Raw genomic sequence first — 18,706 nt, 5'->3', positions numbered from 1 at the left:
ACGGGCATGAGCACCGTGCTGGTGCGCGTCCTCGACACCCTCGCCGGGCGACTCGTGGTGGAGGCCACCGCGCGGGGCATCGTGCGGATCGACCGCGTCGGGTCGGACGTGGTGGTGGGGGATGACCACGACGACGACAACGCCGATCCAACCTCCATCGACCCGGCGGCGGACCATCTCGCCCGCTTGGCCGAGCACCTCGACGGCTACCTCGCCGGGACGCGGCGCAGTATCGACGTGCCGCTGGACCTCGAGGCCGCCGGCGTCCACGACGAGTTCTCCCGCGAGGTGTACCGGGAGATCCAGCACATCCCGTACGGCGAAACCAGCACGTACGGGCAGATCAGCGTGGACGCCGGGCGCCCGCGGAATGCGCGTCGCGTCGGGCGGTTGTGCAGCCTCGTGCCCGCGCAGTTCCTCATTCCGGTGCACCGCGTCATCCGCGCCGACGGCGGGCTCGGCGCCTGCCCCGAGCACCGGCTGCAACTCCTCGAACACGAGCGGCGCAACCTCCACGCGGACCGGCCCGTGGTGTTCCCGCGGGGCTATAGCGACTAGCGGGGTGGCCAGTGGGCGGAGGATCGGCTAGGCAGAGACCGGAAGTTGAGTGCACCAACGGAGGAGAAGAACGGCGATGGTGAACCAGATGACGGCCGTCCGGCTGACAGCGCACGGTGGCCCGGAAATGCTGGAGGTGGCACGGGTGCCCGTTCCGGTGCCCGAAACGGGGCAGGTGCTGGTCGAGGTCCGTGCGGTGGCGCTCAACAACACCGACCTGTGGACCCGGGAGGGCGCCTACGGGGCGCCCGGCGATCCTGATGCTCTGTCGGGATGGCGCGGTCCGATTGAGTTCCCACTCATCCAGGGAGCGGACGTGGCCGGTGTCGTCGCCTCGGTCGGCCCGGGAGTCGATGCGGACCTGGTCGGCCGCAGGGTGGTGATCGACCCGGCGATCTACGACGCCGACGGGCCCGACGCCAACCCGATCGGACTCATGGGTAGCGAGCGTGACGGCGGGTACGCCGAGTACGTCACCGCGCCGGCCGATCGCGTGCACGACGCCACCGACTCGCCGCTCTCCGACGCCCAGCTCGCCGCGTTGCCCACGGCGTACGGCACGGCGCTGGGAATGATCGAACGCGGCGGAGTCCGCGACGGCGACACCGTCCTGGTGACCGGAGCGTCCGGGGGCGTGGGACTGGCACTGGTCCAACTCGCAGCCGCCCGGGGCGCACGGGTGATCGCGGTCAGCAGCGGATCCAAGCTCGACGACGTACGCCGAGCGGGCGCCGACCACGTCATCGACCGCGGGCACGACGTCATCGAGCAGGTCCGTGCTGCTGCCGGCGGCGGCGTCGACGTGGTGTTGGACGTGGTGGCCGGGGATCATGTGGGGGCAGGACTTCCGTTGCTGCGCGAGGGAGGTAGCTGGGTGGTCGCGGGTGCGATCGGCGGCCACGAGGTCCGGTTCGATGTGCGTCGCCTCTATCTCCACAATGCCCGGATCGTCGGGTCCAGCATGCACACACCCGCGCACTTCGACCTTCTGATGGACATCGCCCGGCAGGCGCAGGTCCGGCCCGTCATCGCTCAGACCTACGCACTCGAGGACGCGGCGCGGGCCCAGGAAGAGCTGGCCCGACGCCACCACGTCGGCAAGCTCGTGCTGCAGCCGCAGGCGGCCGCGTCTCCCTAGCGGCGGGCGCACTGTGAGGCGTGGCGGGCTCGCGCCGGGTTGGATCCGTTAGCGGTGTGACACCCGCCGCCGTGTGGTTACGGTGGCCCCAACGCACGAGCCCACCCGCCGTCCACAACGCACAGGGGAGCACATGACCGTCGGATCAGTGACCACCGCGCCGCGTACCCAGAGCGCCGCCGACAGATTCCTGCAGGTCCGAGGCCTGACCGACCTGCTCGCCTCGCGGCTGAGCGCGGAAGACCAGGTCCCGCAATCCATGACCGCGGCCAGCCCCGCCGCCTGGCACCGCGCCCACACCACCTGGTTCTTCGAGGAGTTCGTGCTCGGCCGCGTGCCCGGCTACGAGTCGCCCGAACCGATCTTCCGGTTCCTGTTCAACTCGTACTACGAGGCCGTCGGCCCTCGGCAGCCCCGGCCCGAGCGCGGACTCATTACCCGCCCGTCGGTGGCCGAGATCGGCGACTTCCGGGCGCGCATCGACGAAGCCGTGGTCAGCGCGCTCGAGGCCGGCCGTATCGACGAGCGCGGGCTCGAACTGCTCGAACTGGGGTGCCACCACGAGCAGCAGCACCAGGAGCTGCTGCTCATGGATATCAAGCACCTGTTCTCCCACAACCCGACAGATCCCGTGTACGTGGCCCGGGACGTCGACCCCGCGGCCGCGACGCCGGGGGAGACGGACTGGCTCGTCGTCGTCGAGGGCGTCGCCCAGATCGGCGCCGAGGGCGCCGGCACCACCCACGGCGACACCCATCCCACCGGCGGCACCCATCCCACCAGCGGCGCCGCTCCCGGCAGTTTCTCCTACGACAACGAGCGGCCCCGCCATCGCGTGTGGATCCCCGGCGGCGAGGTGGCCACCAGACAGGTCACCGTCGGCGAGTGGAAGCAGTTCATGGCCGACGGCGGCTACTCCCGCCCCGAACTGTGGCTCTCCGACGGCTGGGCCACCGTGCAGGCCGAGGACTGGGACGCGCCCGGCTACTGGCGGCGCGAGGCCGAGGACGGGTCGGACCGGCCACCCGGAGCCGCCGGCCAGGTCGACGCCGAGTGGACCACCTTCACCCTCAACGGGCGGCGGCCGGTCGTCGACGCCGAGCCCGTGCTCCACGTGTCCTTCTACGAGGCAGACGCCTACGCGCGCTGGGCCGGGGCGCGGCTGCCCACCGAGTTCGAATGGGAGACCGCCACCGTCGGCTGGGAGGTGCGCGACGAGCTCGACCCGGCGCGCTGCCACCCGCGACCCGTGACCGAGCGCACGATCGGCGGTGTGTGGGAGTGGACGTCCAGCGCCTACCTGCCGTATCCCGGTTTCGTCACCGAGGAAGGCGCGGCCGGCGAGTACAACGGCAAGTTCATGTCCGACCAGCACGTCCTACGCGGCGGCAGTGCACTGACCCCGGCCGGTCACACGCGTCACACCTACCGCAACTTCTTCCCGGCCGCATCACGCTGGGCGGCGGCCGGCCTGAGGCTCGCGCGGTGACGCGGGCGCGGGAGGAGACCACGAGGATGACGACGACGAAGCCCGTCGCCGACCCCGCGGACACCGCGGCCCTGGAGGCCGACCTGCTCGCGGGGTTCTTCGACGACCCGCCGACCGTGCCGCCGCGCTGGTTCTACGACGAGAAGGGCAGCGTGCTCTTCGACCGGATCACCCGGCTGGACGAGTACTACCCCACGCGGGCGGAGGCGGAGATCCTGCGCGCGCGGGCAGCCGAGATCGTCGACGACACCACCACACTCGTCGAGCTGGGGGCCGGCACGTGCGAGAAGACGCGCGTGCTGCTGGACGTGCTGGCCGGCCGGGAGGGCGGGGCGACATACGTCCCCGTGGACATCAGCACGGAGATGCTCGAGGACTCGGCGCGGTCGCTCGCCGCCGACTATCCGGGTCTGCGGATCGAGCCGGTGGCCGGGGACTTCCTCGCGCTCGACGGGCCGTTGCCGGGGGAGCCGGGCGGAAGGCTGGTGCTGTTCCTCGGCGGGACCGTCGGCAACTTCACCGAGGCTCAGCGCGCCGCATTCTTCGCCATGCTGCGCGGCATCATGGATCCGGGCGACCGGTTCGCCGTGGGCTTCGACCTGGTCAAGAAGCGTGAGAGGTTGGTCGACGCGTACGACGACGCCGACGGCCTCACCGCCGAGTTCAACCTCAACATGCTCGACGTGATCGCCGCGACCGTGCCCTGCGAGGGGCTCGATCCCCGGGACTTCCGCCACGAGGCCGTGTGGAACGAGCGCGAGAGCCGGATCGAGATGTGGCTGCGGGCCGCCCGCGACGTGCGGGTCGAGTTCCCCGGTCTCGGGCTCGCGCGGACTCTGGCGGCCGGGGAGGGCATCCGTACCGAGATCGCGCGTAAGTTCGGGGCGAACGGTCTGGTGGAGGAACTCGTCGGGCACGGGTTCGGTCGCCCGGGTGTCTGGACCGATCCTGCGGGCGACTTCGGGGTGGGCGTGGTCGTCGTCGACTAGGGGCCGGCTTCGCGCACACCCCTCCTGAACAGGGATCTGTCTCGCGTCGGCGGGGTGGTGTCGTACCCGCGGCGTAGGTTGTGGGCGTTCGGATCGCTGTGACCTCAGGCGGTTCCGGCATGTCATGCTCGGCGTCGACACCTCGGCGCCCGCACCGCTGTCGGCGCTGTGTCGCCGGCCCCGTCGTGCCACCTGCCGCGACGGTCGTCGAAGGGGGTACTCCATGACGTCACCGGACCAACCTGATCCCGGCGAGCCGGATCGCCCCGGTAGCCCAGATCGCTCTGATCGTGCCGAGCGCTCCGGCCGGCCTGATGGCCGCGGCCGTGCCCCCGCCGGGCACAGCCTGCACATGATCTACGGTCATCCCGGTCCGGGCGAGGCGCCCGGGCTGGCGCGCGAGCTTCTCGCTGAGGCCCAGAACCTCGAGGAGGTGATCGAGGACGTCGTGCAGGACGTCCTGGCCATCGCTCAGAGGATCAGCAGGGCCACCGACCGGCGCAAGGCGGCGCTGTATGCCCCTGCGCTCCTGACAGGGCGGGATGTGCTGGACTCGTTCCTCGAGGACCTGGCGGCCGTCGCCGACTGCGTCGAGGCGCTATCCGCCGCGCTCGGTCCGTCGACCGATCGCGATGAGCCGGACGCCGCCCGCGCCCGCATCGCGCTGAGCGCCGTCCGCCGCATCGTGGAGACGGCCGGCGACCAGGGGCGCGAACATGCGCACATCGGCCGGCTCGCGACCGAGCGGGTCAGCGATTTCGCCGAGTTTGAGATGCTCTATCAGCAGATCACGCGGGACCTGGGGCGGGGGGACCGCGCGGCGGTCGACGCGCGGATGCCGCGGTTCGCCGAGGTGGAGCGGAACCTGGCGACGGAGCGGGCCTCGGCGATGCTCGTGGACGTGCGGCGTCGGCGGGAGGAGCTGGGCGTGGGAGGACGTGAAGACCAGGGCGACGACGACACCGACTTCATCATCTGACCTGCATTGATTGCACTGGCGATGAGTTCGTGTCGTACGTGTGTTCTAGGTTGTGGGGCATGACGCAGGGAGTGCGGGACACCAACGGGCGGGGCGCCGTCATGGCCCCGCTGGATGACGTGCTCGCGTTTCTGGAGGCCTCCATCGAGACGCTGTGTGCCGTGGACTGGGCGGGCTACGACGCCGGCCAGTTGGCGGATGCGGTGACGCGGACCGAGATCGTGGCCAGGCGGCTCGAGTCGGCGGGGTCGCGGGCCACGGCCGAGCTGGCCGGGTTGCACCAGCAGAAGGGGCGCAGCCCGGGCGGAGTGGCCGCGCTGCTCGCCGCGAAGTTGGGGCTCGCCCGCGGGACGGTGCACGGCCGGATCGAGGCCGGAGGTCGGCAGGCCACCCCGGCCGGGCGGGCTGCGGCACGCGGAGTGATCTCGTGCGAGCACGAGCGGATCATCGCCAAGGCGGTCGCCGGGCTGCCCGGGAAAATGGGCGGCGCCGCCAAGACCAGGCTCGCCGAGGAGCTCACGCAGTTCGCGCGCACCGCTGCGCCCGCTGATCTACGGGCCGAGGTCGCCCGCCGGCTCGCGGAGCTGTGCCCCGACCGAGGGAAGGACCGCGAGAAGCACCAGGAGCGTCAACGCTCGGCGCGACTCGGTGCGGTGCGGCCGGACGGCACCAGCATGCTGACCATGACCCTCACACCGCGGGGCCGGGCCCTGGTGGAGCGGGCGCTGTGCGACTTCGGCGGGCCCGGCGGGGCGGTGGGCTGTGAGCCGGGCTCGGACGAACGGGCTCCCGAGCAGCGTGCCCACGACGCGCTGGTGCATCAGTGGGCCCTGGGCTCGACCGTCGACCCGGCCCGGCCCAAAGGCATCGCGACCATCGTGATCCGGCTGACGCCAGAGCAGCTCGAGGACCCCATGCGCTCGTCCGCACCGACGCAGGCACCCAGCTCAGCGTGCGTCAGGCCGTCTCGATGGCCGGCGGCATGCCATGGTTCGTCTCCGTGCTGCGTGACGGCCGCGAGGAGCTACACCGCATCGACGTGGACGCCCACCCCGGGCGCAGGCTGGCCTCGGCCATCCAGAGGCTGGTCCTCTACGCCGCACACGGAGGGTGCACCTTCCCGGGTTGCACGGTCCCGGCGAGACGAAGTCAGTTCCACCACGTGCTCGAATGGTCCAGAGGCGGGCCGACCACAGTCGCCAACGGCGCACTCGGGTGCCATGTCCACCACGGGTTCGTCGGCGACGGTCCGTCCAGTTGGAAAACCATCGCGAACCCGGACAGTCCCGGCCGCTGTACCTGGCTGCCGCCCGGCACCGATCGACTCACCGCCGCCTGATCCGTGTCTCCGCGTCGGCCGCCTGCGGAGCGCTGGCCCGTGTCTTGGCGACTGGACATTTCCCGCACCCTCACACCTGGCGATTCCCCGTTCGTCGGGTGTGCTTGTGTGGTAGTCCGAGCGGTACAAGGTGTGCGAGTTCGCGAGCGCTGACACAATGCCCTCGTGCCCGAATCCAGCAAGTCCGATTCCCGCCCGACCGCATCGACCGACGCCGACGCGCCCGACCAGGACGCCGCGGCACTCTCGATTCCCGCCCAGTCGAGCGCGGCGCCGCTCTCGTCGTCGGCGGTGTTCGTCGCCGCTCCCGAGGGTGACACCGGTAAGTCCACCGTCGCGCTGGGGCTGCTGCGCATCCTCGCCGGCACCGTGCAGCGCGTCGGCGTCTTCCGCCCGGTCACCGTCGCGCCCCGCGCCAACGGTGAGGAGCCGACCCGGGACAGGATTCTCGAGATGCTGCTCCAGCACACCACCGTTGATCTCGACTACGAGGACTGCATCGGCGTCACCAACGCCCGCGTTCACGAGGACCGCGACGCGGCGCTCACCGAGATCGTCGACCGATATCAGGTGGTGGCCCGCGAATGTGACGTCGTGGTGATCCTCGGAACCGACTACACGGGAGTGCCCAGTCCCGCCGAGTTCGATTTCAACGCGACACTCGCGGTGAATCTCGGCGCCCCCGTCCTGCTGGTCCTCCGCGCTTCGGGTCGCGAGCCGGAGGAGATCGCCACCAACGCCCGCCTCACGCTCGATCAGCTCCGCGTCGACCACGCCCACCCGATCGGTGTGGTCGCCAATCGTTGCGATGTGGACGACCTCGAGGCGATCCAATCCGAGCTCGATTCCCTCGACGTGCCCGCCTGGACTCTTCCGAACCTGCCCTTCCTCACGGCGCCCACGATGGGTGAGCTCATGGAGGCGGTGGGCGGTTCGCTGTACTCGGGCGATCCCGCGCTGCTGGACCGCGAGGTCATGGCGGTGATGGTCGGAGGAATGACCGGCGACCGGATTCTCGAGCGTCTCGTCGACGGCATGGTGGTGATCGTCCCGGCCGACCGCACGGATGCGGTGCTTGCGATCATGGGCGCGCACGCGGCCGAGGGTTTCCCCGCGCTGGCGGGGATGATCTGGAACGGCGGGCTCCGGCCGAGCGAGGCCATGGATCGGCTGGTCCACGGCATGCGGTCGACGCTGCCCATCGTCTGCACGGAGCACGGCACCTACGACACCGCGCGCCTCGCCGCGGACACCCAGGGCCGCGTCTACTCCGGCTCGGGCCGCAAGGTCGAGACGGCGCTGAGTCTGATGGAGAAGCACGTCGACACCGAGGAGTTGCTCGCCCGCCTGCGCGTCGACACCCCCGACGTGATGACGCCGCAGATGTTCGAGCACCAGCTCCTCGAGCGTGCGCGTGCCGATCGTCGTCACATCGTTCTTCCCGAGGGCGACGACGACCGCATCCTCCACGCGGCCGGTCGCCTGCTCCGTCGTGACGTGGCCGATCTGACGATCCTCGGAGATGTCGACGCCATCCGACGCCGCGCCGACGAGTTGGGCATCAACCTCTCGGGGGCGCAGCTCCTCGACCCGCGCACGAGCGAGCACGCCGAGAAGTTCGCGGTCGAGTACGCGGAGCTGCGCAAGCACAAGGGCATGACGATGGACGTGGCCCGCGACCGCATTCTCGACATCTCCTACTTCGCCACGATGATGGTCCACACCGGACTCGCCGACGGCATGGTCTCGGGCGCCGCCCACACCACCGCGCACACCATCCGTCCGGCGCTGGAGATCATCCGCACCCGCCCGGGCGTCAAGACCGTGTCGAGCGTGTTCCTGATGTGCCTGTCGGATCACGTGCTGGCCTTCGGCGACTGCGCGGTCGTGCCCGATCCGACGGCCGAGCAGCTCGCCGATATCGCGCTGTCGTCGGCGGAGACGGCCTCCCGGTTCGGCATCGATCCCCGGGTCGCGCTGCTCTCGTACTCCACCGGTGATTCCGGCAGTGGTGCGGACGTGGACAAGGTCCGTGACGCCACCGCCATCGTGCGCTCGCGTATCGCGGAGGCCGCGGCCGACGGCGACTCCGCGACCGACACCGAGCCCGCCACCGACCCGAACTCCGGCTCCGAGCCCGCCACAGACTCGGACTCCAGTTCCGACCCCGCCGCTGCCGCGATCGCCGCGGCGGCAGACTCGTCCGCCTCGGCGGCTGACCTCCTCGTGGACGGTCCGTTGCAGTTCGACGCGGCCATCGACCCGACAGTCGCCAAGAAGAAGATGCCGGATTCCCCGGTTGCGGGCCGCGCCACGGTTCTGGTCTTCCCGGACCTCAACACCGGTAACAACACGTACAAGGCCGTACAGCGTACGGCGGGCGCGGTGGCGATCGGCCCGGTCCTGCAGGGCCTGCGCAAGCCGATCAACGACCTGTCCCGCGGCGCGCTGGTCGAGGACATCGTCAACACGGTCGCCATCACGGCAGTCCAGGCCCAGGGCGTCGCCGAGGCCCCCGCCTCCTCCGGTGACACCGCCTCCGGCCCCGCCGACAAGAACGGAAGCCGCTCATGACCCGCGTGCTCGTCATCAACTCCGGATCGTCCTCGCTCAAGCTGCAGATCCTCGACACCGCCGGCGAAGAAGAGCTCGCGTGGGCCCTGGTCGAGCGGATCGGTGAGCCGACCGGCTCCCTCACGGTTCGTCGCACGGCCATGACCGGGGAGTTGGCCGACGAGCGCACCGCCGATGAGGCATTTGCGGACCACACCGCCGCCCTCGGCCGCGTCCTCGAGCTCGCCGGGGAGTTGCACGTCCACCCCACGGACCTGGGCGTCGAGGCGATCGGCCATCGCGTGGTCCACGGTGGGCCGGAGTTCCACCAGCCGGTCCTCGTGACGCCCGAGGTCGAGGCGGACATCGAGAAGCTCGAGCTCCTCGCCCCGCTCCACAATCCGGCCAACCTGCGAGGCATCCGCGTCGCCCGCGAGTTGCTCCCGGGCCTGCCGCACGTGGCGGTGTTCGACACCGGCTTCTTCCACACCCTGCCGGCCGCCGCCCACACGTACGCGATCGATCGCGAGACCTCCCGCCGCTGGGACCTGCGCCGATACGGCTTCCACGGCACCAGTCACGAGTTCGTCTCCCGTCGGACGGCCGCCGTCCTCGACCGTCCCTACGACGAGCTCAACCAGATCGTCCTCCACCTCGGTAACGGCGCCTCGGCGTCGGCGATCGCCGCCGGCCGCGCCGTCGACACCTCCATGGGCCTGACGCCGCTGGAGGGGCTGGTCATGGGAACCCGTCCCGGCGACCTGGACCCGGGACTGATCATCCATCTGATCCGGGACCGCGGGATGTCGCCGGGCGATGTCTCGACCCTGCTCAACCGCCGGTCCGGGTTGGAGGGCCTGTCGGGCGCGCGTGATTTCCGTGAGCTGCTCTCCCGTGTCGACGACAACGACGACGACGCCGTCCTCGCCTACGACGTGGTGATCCATCGCCTGCGCCGCTATATCGGCGGTTACTGGGCGGTGCTCGGTCACGTCGACGCGATCACGTTCACGGCCGGCGTCGGCGAGAACGTCGCCCGGCTTCGCGCGGATGCTCTGTCCACGATGAAGGACTGGGGGGTGCAGGTCGACGCGGAGGCCAACGAGAACGGTTCTGGCGAACGCCTCATCTCGGCTCGGGACAGCCGCGTGAAGGTACTCGTCGTTCCCACTGACGAGGAGCTCGCGATCGCCCGCGCCTGCGACTACGTCCTCGGCCTCGGCCTCGGCCCCGACGCCTGACCCGCGGCCCTGACCCCTTGCGGCCTCTCTGCTGGGCCTGTCACGCCGACGACCGAGGCTCGCAAACGGCGGCCGCGCCTAGGCAGTCCGCGAGCGACTAGAACAGGGTCCGCGGCCGGATGCTGTTGGCCTGATCCACCAGCCGGAACCGCTGCTGGCGGGTCTCGGTGGATCTGGCGAGTGTACGCAGCACGGTCTCGGCGCCGCTGCGCAGCCCGAAGTCGGTGAAAGGCACCCCCCGCATGAGCGGCGAGGGCGAGGGCTCGTTACCCGGCAGTTTGGTCCAGTCCAGGGCTGTGGTGAGCACGGTGAGCCGGATCTGGAAGGCGCGGTGCTCGCCTGCGGGCAGCGAGTTGACCCGCCGGGCGGCTTCACGCAGGTGCGATTCCTCGGTCTCCTCGAGCGGCCGTCCCTGGCACAGCAACAGGATCGAGGTCAGGCTGGCCAGTGAGGAATAGCGGGAGCTGGGCGAGACCCGGTCGAGTTCGGCGATGGCGGCCGCGACCTCTCCGCGTCGCTGCAGCTGCCGGGCCAGACCGAATGCGGAGCTGATCACCGAGCGGTCCACCGACCACACGGTGCGGTAGAAGTGCTCGCTGGAGCGGGCCCAGCGGTTGCGGTCGCTCTCGGGGCACACGTCGAGGATCAGCTCGGCGGTCGCGGCCAGCGCGAGCTTGGGGCCGTTCTCGCCCGGCATGGCGGTCAGCACCTGTTGGAACTTCGGGTAGGCCCCCACCGGGTTGCCCTTGAGGAGGTCGATCACCCCGACGTACCAGATCAGCCGCCATTCCGACGCCAAGCGGTCCGCGTTCGATTCCAGCAACGCCTCGGCGGCCGCGAAGTCCCCGCTGTCGAGGTAGGCGCGGGTGAGGGACATGATGACGCCGACGCTCTCCCTCGCCTCCGAGTCCTCGGCTGAGTACAGCTCGAGCAGTGTGTCGATCCGCTGCTCGACGGAGGTGTACGAGGTGGCGGCGAGGATCCGGCTCGCGGGGTCGGTGGATTCCATGAGCGGCACGGGCAGCGCGTCGACGAGCTCGGCCCCGGTGAGGGTGGTGTCGCGGGCGTGGCCGTCGACGAGGAAGTCGGTCGGCTCGACGGTGAACAGAGTGCCGAACGTCGACCGCTGGGGCGAGAACACCTGCGAGAACGCGGGGTGCGGGATCCCGGTACGCAGCGCCAGCACCTCGCGCAGCACGCCCATGAGCTGCCCGGCCATGCCGGTCGCACTGCGGAACCGCATGGTGGGGTCGTCGTTGGTGGAGCGCAGCAGGAACCGGTACAGGGAGTCGTACCGGCTGAAGACGGGCTCTTCCACGGGGGAGGGGATGCCGTGCGCGTACCGGCCGTCCACCACGGGCAGTCGCACGATCAGCGACGCCAGGGTGCGGCCGACGGTGTAGAGGTCGGAGGCGATCGTGGGCCCGGTCTCGGGGATCTCGGGCGCCTGGAAGCCGGGGGTGCCGTAGATGTGCCCGTAGTCGCCGACGCCGGAGACGGCGCCCATGTCGATCAGCTTCACGTGATCCTCGGTGAGCATGATGTTCTCGGGCTTGAGGTCGTTGTAGACCAGCCCCACCGAGTGCAGGTACGACAGGGCCTGGAGGACCTCGAGCACGTACGCGATGGCCTTCTCGACCGGCAGCACCCGCCCGGGCGCGGACCGCCGGACATCCCGCAGGCTGGGGCCGCCGACGTACTCCATGACGATGTAGCCGCCGTGGGAAGGCGAGGTGGCCCAGTCGTCGTGGATGAAGTTGTAGATTCGCACGATCGACGGGTGGGACAGCTCGGCGAGGATCTCCCGCTCCGCGACGGCCACCTCCTGCGCCTCGGCCTGGTCGGCGTGGAGCAGGCCCTTGAGGACGACCCACCGGTCGGAGACGTTGTGGTCGACCGCGAGGTAGATCCAGCCCATCCCGCCGTGTGCGAGCGCGCCGCGGACTTCGTACTGGTCGGCCACCAGGTCGCCGTAGCGCAGCTCGGGGCGGGGGAGACGACCGTTCGAGGCAGCGCATTCGGCTTCGATCTCGTCGGGCGTGAGCATGGCCGAGGTGGGGTCCACCGGGATGATGTACGGCAGGTCGACCAGACCCTCGGCGGCCAGACTGGGCTTGTCCTCGGGCTTGTCGGGGTGGCGCAGTCGGAAGGGGCCGGTGCTCGCCCGCTCGCCTGGGCTGGTGTCGGTCGTGCGGTTCGACGGCGCCGGGTTGGGCACGGCTTCGGTGAGGGGTTCGGGGTCGTCGTCCTCGTGCGCGCGGCCGGGGTCGGTGTCCTCGAGGAAGCCGGTCATGGAGACCGCGCCCGTGACGTCCACGGTGCCGGTCGAGGGCATCGCGCCGGTATGCTCCATCCCTCCGGTGGACGGCATCCACCCGGTCCCCTCCATCGCGCCGGTGTGTTCCATCCCCCCGGTGGACGGCATCCCGCCCGACGCCCCGGCGCCCCCGGCGCCCCCGGTCGCCGCCGTGTCCCCGGTGGCCTCGACGGGGCCGGTCACGGTGACCGCCTCCGTGTGCATCGTGGCCTGCGTGCCGGCGGTGGGCTCGTCGCCCTCGGGCCCCTCATCCCACTTGCGGTAGCTCATTGCTGCGGCTCCGGGAGGTATGTCGGCGCCGGCATGCCGGGGCTCGAGCCCAGGCCGGAGAGCCACGTCGAGTATATGCGGTTCCACGTGCCGTCGGCGCGGATCCGTGCGAGTGTCGAATTGACCTGCCGGACCAGCCCGTCGGTGTTGTTGCTCGGCGTCGACTTGGCGATCCCCACCCCGTACGGTTCTGCCGCGAGCTGCGGGCCCACGATCTCCAGGTACGGGTCCTGGGCGGTGATCCCCACGAGGATCGCGTCGTCGGTGGTGATGGCGTCGACCTGGTTCTGTTGGATCGCCACCAGGCAGTCCGCCCACGTGTTGACCGACAGCACCGTGATCCGGTCCAGCTCCGCCCACAGCCGCGCGGCGGACGTGGTCCCGGAGGCCACGCAGACTCGCTTGCCCTCGAGGTCCTCCAGGTCTTCGATCCCGGACCCGCGCACCGCCAGCACCCGCTGATAGGCCTGGTAGTAGGGGGCGGAGAAGGTGACCTGCTCTCGCCGCTCGCACGTGATGGACATCGACCGGATGACCAGATCGACCTGGTTGTCCTCGAGCGCCTCGATGCGGTTCGCCGACGTCAGCGACCGGAACTCCACCTGGTCGGGATTGCCGAAGATGTCGTCGGCGATCTCGCGCGCCAGGTCCACGTCGAAGCCGGTCAGCTCGCCGGTGGCGGGGTCGCGGAAGGAGAACAGGTTGGATCCCTGGTCCAGGCCCACGATGAGCCGCCCGCGCTCGACGATCTTGGGGACGCGTTCCTCCGGGTCGGCGTCGTCGGGCCGCAGGCTGGCGAGGGGATTGCAGGAGTCGTCCTCCGCCGGCAGCTCACCCGGGATGCCGGTGCTGATCACGGCCCCCGCGGGCAACGGCATCACCGCGTCGACCTCGGGGATCCCCGCGTCGGCCGAGTCGACCGACGTCGAGTCCGCGGGGGCGTCGGGGAGGCCGCCCTCGTCGTCGTCGACACCACAGGCGCTCGTCACCGCCAGGGCCGCCACCAGCGCGCCCCCGACCAGCCTCCGGAGGGCGCGGCCCCGCGTCGCGCCGCCCACCACGGCGCCACCCCGCACCGCGCCAATCCGCGCCGTACCGCCCCGCATCACACCCCGCCGACTCACAGGTACTCCCTGATCCGGGGCGCGACCCCCACCACGACCGCGAACGCGGCGAGCGTGGACAGCGCCATGATGAGGTCCGGCCCGGCCGACGACGTGCGGCGGGCCTTGTCGATCCGGGTGCGCAGCGTCTCCCGCGCCTCCTCGATGGCCTCTTGCATCGACTGGTCGAACTCGTCGAACGCCGCACCCGAGTCGCCGGCCTCCTGACCGGACGAGATGCTGATCGCGCCCTGGTAGTCGCCCTGCTGGTACAGCGAGTCGGCCCGGTTCTGGGCGGCCATCCACTGGTCGAGGAACTCGATCGCAGCGGTGACCGCCCCGTTCTCGTCGAGGCTGATGTCGGCGCCGCCGCCGGGCTCGTCGTCGCCCAGGTAGACCGTGAGCGTGTCCCGCACCCCGCCCAGCGTGGCGGCGCGTTCGGCGGCCGAGCCCTCCGGATCGGTGCGCCGCACCAGGTTGAGCGTCTCCTGCGCGCGCACCTTCTGCGCGTTGATCCGCTGCCGGGTCAGCTCGTTCATCGGCGCCGCCCCCTCGGACAGCCCGCGCGCGTTGTCGTTCGCGGCGAGGAACCCGGCGATCATCGTCAGCAGCATCGTCGCCACCATGAGCAGCGACGCGAGCGCCAGCGCCGGGTTGATCCGCCGCCCGGTGAGCCGCCACAGCCACTGCTGCAGCACCACCAGCACGGTGATCGCCAGCCCCAGCAGGAAGAACGACCCCCACGGCGGCGACGACCACTCCCGGTCCGACTCACCCACCGACGTGGACTGCCGGTCGTACAGGTCGGCGGCGGCGGGCAGGATCGTGTCCTGCATCAGCGATGAAGCCGACGCCAGGTACGCCGAGCCGACCGGATTGGCGACGCGGTTGTTGGTGCGCGCGGTCTCCACGAGCCCGGTGTAGGTGGCCAGCTGCGCGTTGATGTTGGCGAGTTGGTCGATGGATTCGGAGTCGGTGCGGTCGAGGCCCTGGGAGGCGGCGATGATCGCGGCCGACGAGGAGGCGATGGCCTGCAGGTAGCGGTCGCGCAGTTCGGCCGGCTCGATCCCGCCGGTGATGAACGCCGTGTTGGCCGCGGAGTCGGCGATCGTCAGCGAGCTGTACAGGGTCTGGGAGGCGTTGGCGACCGGCTCGACCTCCGCGAGCAGCGTCTCGTGGTGGCTCTGCCGCTGCGTGATGGTGCCGGACGCGACGATCCCGCCGGCCAGCACCGCGATGATCGCCAGCACCGCGAACACCGACATCCGCCCCGGCGTGGTGAGCACGTCCGACCACATCCGGGCCGCGCGCCGGCGCACGTGGCGGCGGGGCTGGACGAGCGTGGAGGACTCCGCTTCCGCGCCGGAACCGGTGCCGGCGGGGTACTTGGCTCGGGGCAGGGTGGGGGCGCTCATCGCGTGGTTCACCTCCCCGGTCCCGGCCCGCCGGGACGCGGATCCGACGGGAGTGTGTCCCAGGTTAGTGAAGTGGCGGCGCCTCGTCGGGCAGACTGGTCGGCGAGTAGGCAAGGTCGCGCCCGAACCGTGGGGCGGGCAGCGCGCAGGAAGGTGGTCGGCCGGTGGTCGTGCAAGAGGGAGACGGCAACGGCTGGGTGGTGTCCGACGCGGGCGACCGCCGGTGGGGGCGCTTCGGCGCGGCCGGGTTGTTGCTGCGCGCCGCCGACCCCACCGACCCCGACATCCCGTTGGTGTTGCTGCAGCACCGCGCGGTGTGGACGGCGTCGGGCGACACGTGGGCGCTGCCGGGCGGCGCGCGGGATTCGCACGAGGACGCGGCCGTGGCCGCGCTGCGCGAGACCGAGGAGGAGGCGGAGATCCGCCCCGCCGACGTGGTGGTCCGCGCAGAGCGGGTGACCTCCCGGATGCCGGGCACGGTCTGGCACCGCCCGGGGCTGGACATGCGGCACGTGGCGCGGATGTTGAGCCGCCTGCGCCCGGATCAGAACCACCCCGAGTCCGACGACGACAACGCCACCACCGGCACCCCGCTCACGTCCGGGGCCGCGGCGCAGGCCCCCTCCGGGCAGCCCGATACCCCCGCGCGGGGCGGTCCACGGATTCCACCGCTCGTGCAGATCTCCGAGGACCGGGTGGAGTGGACGTACACGACCGTCGTGGCGGATGCGCCCAGCGCGCTGGAGACGGTGCCGAACAACGAGAGCCTCGAGTTGCGGTGGGTGCCCGAGACGCTGGTCTCGGAGATGCCGCTGATGCCCGCGTTCGCAGCCGCGTGGGCGGACGGTTTGCGCACCGAGCCGGTCGAACTGGTCGTGGACGTGGCCAACGTGCTGGGCTCGCGGCCGAACGGCTGGTGGAAGGACCGGGCCGGCGCCACCGCCACACTCCTCGACGAACTGGGGGCCGGGATGCCCCGCACCCTCGAACTGCCGGCGGACGCCGACGATCCGGTCCGTTTCGGCTGGGTGGCCCGCGCGCACGCCGTGATCGAGGGCGCCGCCCGTGCGGCCGAGCACTCCGGGCCGTTCGTCGTGCACCGCGCCGCCGGCGAGGGCGACGACTCGATCGTCGACCTGGCCACCGAGCTGGATGGCGGGCCCCGACGAGTGGTGGTCGTGACGGCCGATCGGGGACTGCGGGCCCGGTTGCCGGAAGACGTTGTCGTCGTCGGGCCCCGCGCCCTGCTCGGCTGACCCGCGCCCGCTCAGTCGCGCCCGCTCGCCCGCACTCGTTCCGCGCTGACCGTCCACGCTCGTCGCGCGCCGCCTATCCGCGCCGCTCACCTGCCCGGGCCGTCCCCTCCCACCCCGATCCGAGGGCCGTCTGCGCCGCGCGCGTGCACACTGGTCGGCATGAGTCCGAGTCCCGAGATCCTCGTCGGCCCGCTGCTGCGGTACGTCGACGCCACCGATGCCACGGTGTGGGTCGAGGTGTCCGCCCCGTGCAGGGTGACGATCCGTGCCGGCGGCGAGGAGGTCACCGAGGCGAGCTGGGGCGTGTTCGGGCATCACTTCGCGGTCCTGCACCTGCGGCAGCTGCGCGCGGGCGTCGAGACGCCGTACGAGCTGGAGCTCGACGGCCGGACCGCCTGGCCGCTCGACCCCGACCGGCCAAGCGTGATCCGCACGCCGCGCGCCGACGACACGGTCCGGCTGGCGTTCGGCTCGTGCCGGCGCGGCGAGAGCCAGACCCCGGGGGCGCTGCGCAAGATCGGGGCGGACGCGCTGGTGGCGCTGTCGCATCAGATGGCCCACACCGACCACGACAACTGGCCCGACGCGATGCTGCTGCTCGGCGACCAGGTGTACGCCGACATCCCCAGCCGCGACATCGCCGAACGGCTGGCCGAGCGTCGGCGCGCGGGTGGTGGCCCGCAGGCGGTGCGCGACTCGGCCGGGGCGGGCGGCGACCGCGACGTCTCCGGCGAGATCTGCGACTTCGAGGAGTACTCGTGGCTGTACCACGAGTCGTGGCGTGACCCGGATGTGCGCTGGCTGCTGTCGACGGTGCCCAGCTGCATGATCCTCGACGACCACGACCTGCGCGACGACTGGAACTCCTCGCACTCGTGGCGCCGCGAGATGACCGCGCAGCCGTGGTGGCGCGACCGGGTGATCGGGGCGTTCGCCAGCTACTTCGTCTACCAGCACCTCGGTAACCTGGCGCCGGACGAGCTCGACGAGAACTCCGTCTACCAGGCGATCAGGACGGCCGACTCGGACGCCGAGCGCGAGCGGATCCTGTCCGACTTCGCCGTGGCCGCCGACTGCGAGCGGGGCGCCTCCCAGTGGAGTTTCAAGCGTGACTTCGGCCGGGTGCGGGTCGTGATGCTCGACGTGCGCGCCTCCCGCCACCTCGAGCCCGGGGATCGGCGTGTGATGGACGACGGCGAGTGGGAGTGGACGCGCCGCGCCTGCCTGGACGCCGACGTGGACCATCTGGTGATCGGCTCGTCGTTGCCGGCGTTCATGCTGCCGGCGCTGCACCACGTGGAGGGCTGGAACGAGGTGACGGCGCGGGATCGGCCGAACAAGCCGGTCAGCGCGCGGGTCGGGGAGTGGATCCGACTGACGGTGGACCTCGAGCACTGGGCCGCGTTCCGCAGCAGCTTCGACGACCTGGTCGGCCTGCTGACCGAGGTCGCGGCTCGCGAGGGCACGCGGGCGCCGGCGTCGATTCTCATGCTCGGCGGCGACGTCCACTGCTCCTACCTCGAGGAGATCGACCTCACCGCCCCGGCCGCGGCCGACTCGCCGACGCGCGTCCACCAGCTGGTCATGTCGCCGTTCCGGAACCCGCTGCACCAGCCGATCCGTGTGGTGAACCGCCTGTCGGTGCGGGAGCCGGTGCCCGCGATCACGCGCCGCCTGGCCCGATCGGTCGGGGTGCGCGAGCCTGCCGTGCGGTGGCGGGTGACGGACGGGGTGTGGTTCGACAACGGCGTCATGACCCTCGTCCTGCGCGGCCGTCGCGCCTCCGTGCAGGTCGACCACGCCGTCGTGGAGTGGCCCGCACGCGGCCTCGGGAAGCTGCTGACGTTGGTGCCGAACCTGGCGCCGGACTCCTGGGGCCGGCGCGGTGGCGGCCGGGCCGACGGTGGCGAGCGGGGCGGCGAGCGCGGCGGTGGCGCCCCGCGGCAGGGCGCGACGAGCCCGAGGGAACGACGACAAGGCGGCGATTCCCTCGAGCGCAAGCCACGTCAGGTGCTTCGCCGCACGGTGACCAAGGACCTCACCGGGTAGCGGAAGCGTT

General features: G+C 71.4%; 13 protein-coding genes. 10 read left to right on the top strand and 3 right to left on the bottom strand.

The genetic code is table 11. The annotated features are described in order from the left end of the window. Window positions 1-6 precede the first annotated feature (6 nt). From K3888_RS02055 to K3888_RS02020, 8 genes are all read left to right on the top strand, one after another. Entirely contained in the window at window positions 7-558 is a 552-nt protein-coding gene (locus tag K3888_RS02055; RefSeq protein ID WP_230928549.1) for a methylated-DNA--[protein]-cysteine S-methyltransferase, read from the top strand. A gap of 76 nt (window positions 559-634) precedes the next feature. Further along, window positions 635-1,696, top strand: a complete 1,062-nt coding sequence (locus K3888_RS02050) for a zinc-binding dehydrogenase (RefSeq protein ID WP_230928548.1) — start codon at window positions 635-637, stop codon at window positions 1,694-1,696. Between the two features lie 133 nt (window positions 1,697-1,829). Then, window positions 1,830-3,185, top strand: coding sequence for an ergothioneine biosynthesis protein EgtB (gene egtB / locus K3888_RS02045; protein ID WP_230928547.1), 1,356 nt, complete (start codon window positions 1,830-1,832; stop codon window positions 3,183-3,185). 26 nt (window positions 3,186-3,211) lie between these two features. Further along, window positions 3,212-4,174: an L-histidine N(alpha)-methyltransferase gene (gene egtD / locus K3888_RS02040; RefSeq protein WP_230928546.1), complete on the top strand. Its 963-nt coding sequence runs from the start codon at window positions 3,212-3,214 to the stop codon at window positions 4,172-4,174. A gap of 352 nt (window positions 4,175-4,526) precedes the next feature. After that, window positions 4,527-5,153 carry a hypothetical protein gene (locus K3888_RS02035; protein WP_230928545.1) on the top strand — a complete coding sequence of 209 codons (627 nt, stop codon included), beginning with the start codon at window positions 4,527-4,529 and terminating at the stop codon, window positions 5,151-5,153. Between the two features lie 59 nt (window positions 5,154-5,212). Continuing rightward, entirely contained in the window at window positions 5,213-6,607 is a 1,395-nt protein-coding gene (locus K3888_RS02030; RefSeq protein ID WP_230928544.1) for a DUF222 domain-containing protein, read from the top strand. 134 nt (window positions 6,608-6,741) lie between these two features. Further along, window positions 6,742-9,066, top strand: a complete 2,325-nt coding sequence (gene pta, locus K3888_RS02025) for a phosphate acetyltransferase (RefSeq protein ID WP_230928674.1) — start codon at window positions 6,742-6,744, stop codon at window positions 9,064-9,066. Then, window positions 9,063-10,286, top strand: a complete 1,224-nt coding sequence (locus K3888_RS02020; RefSeq protein WP_230928543.1) for an acetate/propionate family kinase — start codon at window positions 9,063-9,065, stop codon at window positions 10,284-10,286. Before pta ends, K3888_RS02020 begins: the two co-directional genes overlap by 4 nt. A gap of 97 nt (window positions 10,287-10,383) precedes the next feature. Here K3888_RS02020 and K3888_RS02015 read toward each other — a convergent pair whose 3' ends face one another. The 3 genes from K3888_RS02015 to K3888_RS02005 are packed head-to-tail and all read right to left on the bottom strand — an operon-like array spanning window position 10,384 to window position 15,391. Beyond that, a complete protein-coding gene (locus K3888_RS02015; protein WP_230928542.1) occupies window positions 10,384-12,873 on the bottom strand; it encodes a serine/threonine protein kinase in 2,490 nt (829 codons plus the stop codon). Continuing rightward, window positions 12,870-13,997: a glutamate ABC transporter substrate-binding protein gene (locus K3888_RS02010; RefSeq protein ID WP_230928541.1), complete on the bottom strand. Its 1,128-nt coding sequence runs from the start codon at window positions 13,995-13,997 to the stop codon at window positions 12,870-12,872. The genes K3888_RS02015 and K3888_RS02010 overlap by 4 nt, the downstream gene beginning before the upstream one ends. After that, window positions 13,994-15,391: a GlnX family signal transduction membrane protein gene (locus tag K3888_RS02005; protein ID WP_230928540.1), complete on the bottom strand. Its 1,398-nt coding sequence runs from the start codon at window positions 15,389-15,391 to the stop codon at window positions 13,994-13,996. The genes K3888_RS02010 and K3888_RS02005 overlap by 4 nt, the downstream gene beginning before the upstream one ends. Window positions 15,392-15,555: 164 nt before the next feature. On the opposite strand from K3888_RS02005, the gene K3888_RS02000 reads away from it, so the two are divergent. Continuing rightward, entirely contained in the window at window positions 15,556-16,647 is a 1,092-nt protein-coding gene (locus K3888_RS02000; protein ID WP_230928539.1) for an NUDIX domain-containing protein, read from the top strand. 159 nt (window positions 16,648-16,806) lie between these two features. After that, window positions 16,807-18,696: an alkaline phosphatase D family protein gene (locus tag K3888_RS01995; RefSeq protein WP_230928538.1), complete on the top strand. Its 1,890-nt coding sequence runs from the start codon at window positions 16,807-16,809 to the stop codon at window positions 18,694-18,696. Window positions 18,697-18,706 lie beyond the last annotated feature (10 nt).

The organism is Dietzia aurantiaca (assembly GCF_021033825.1).
Lineage (GTDB): Bacteria > Actinomycetota > Actinomycetes > Mycobacteriales > Mycobacteriaceae > Dietzia > Dietzia aurantiaca.
Note: the sequence above shows the minus strand (reverse complement) of the source record. Positions and strands in the feature narration are given on the sequence as shown.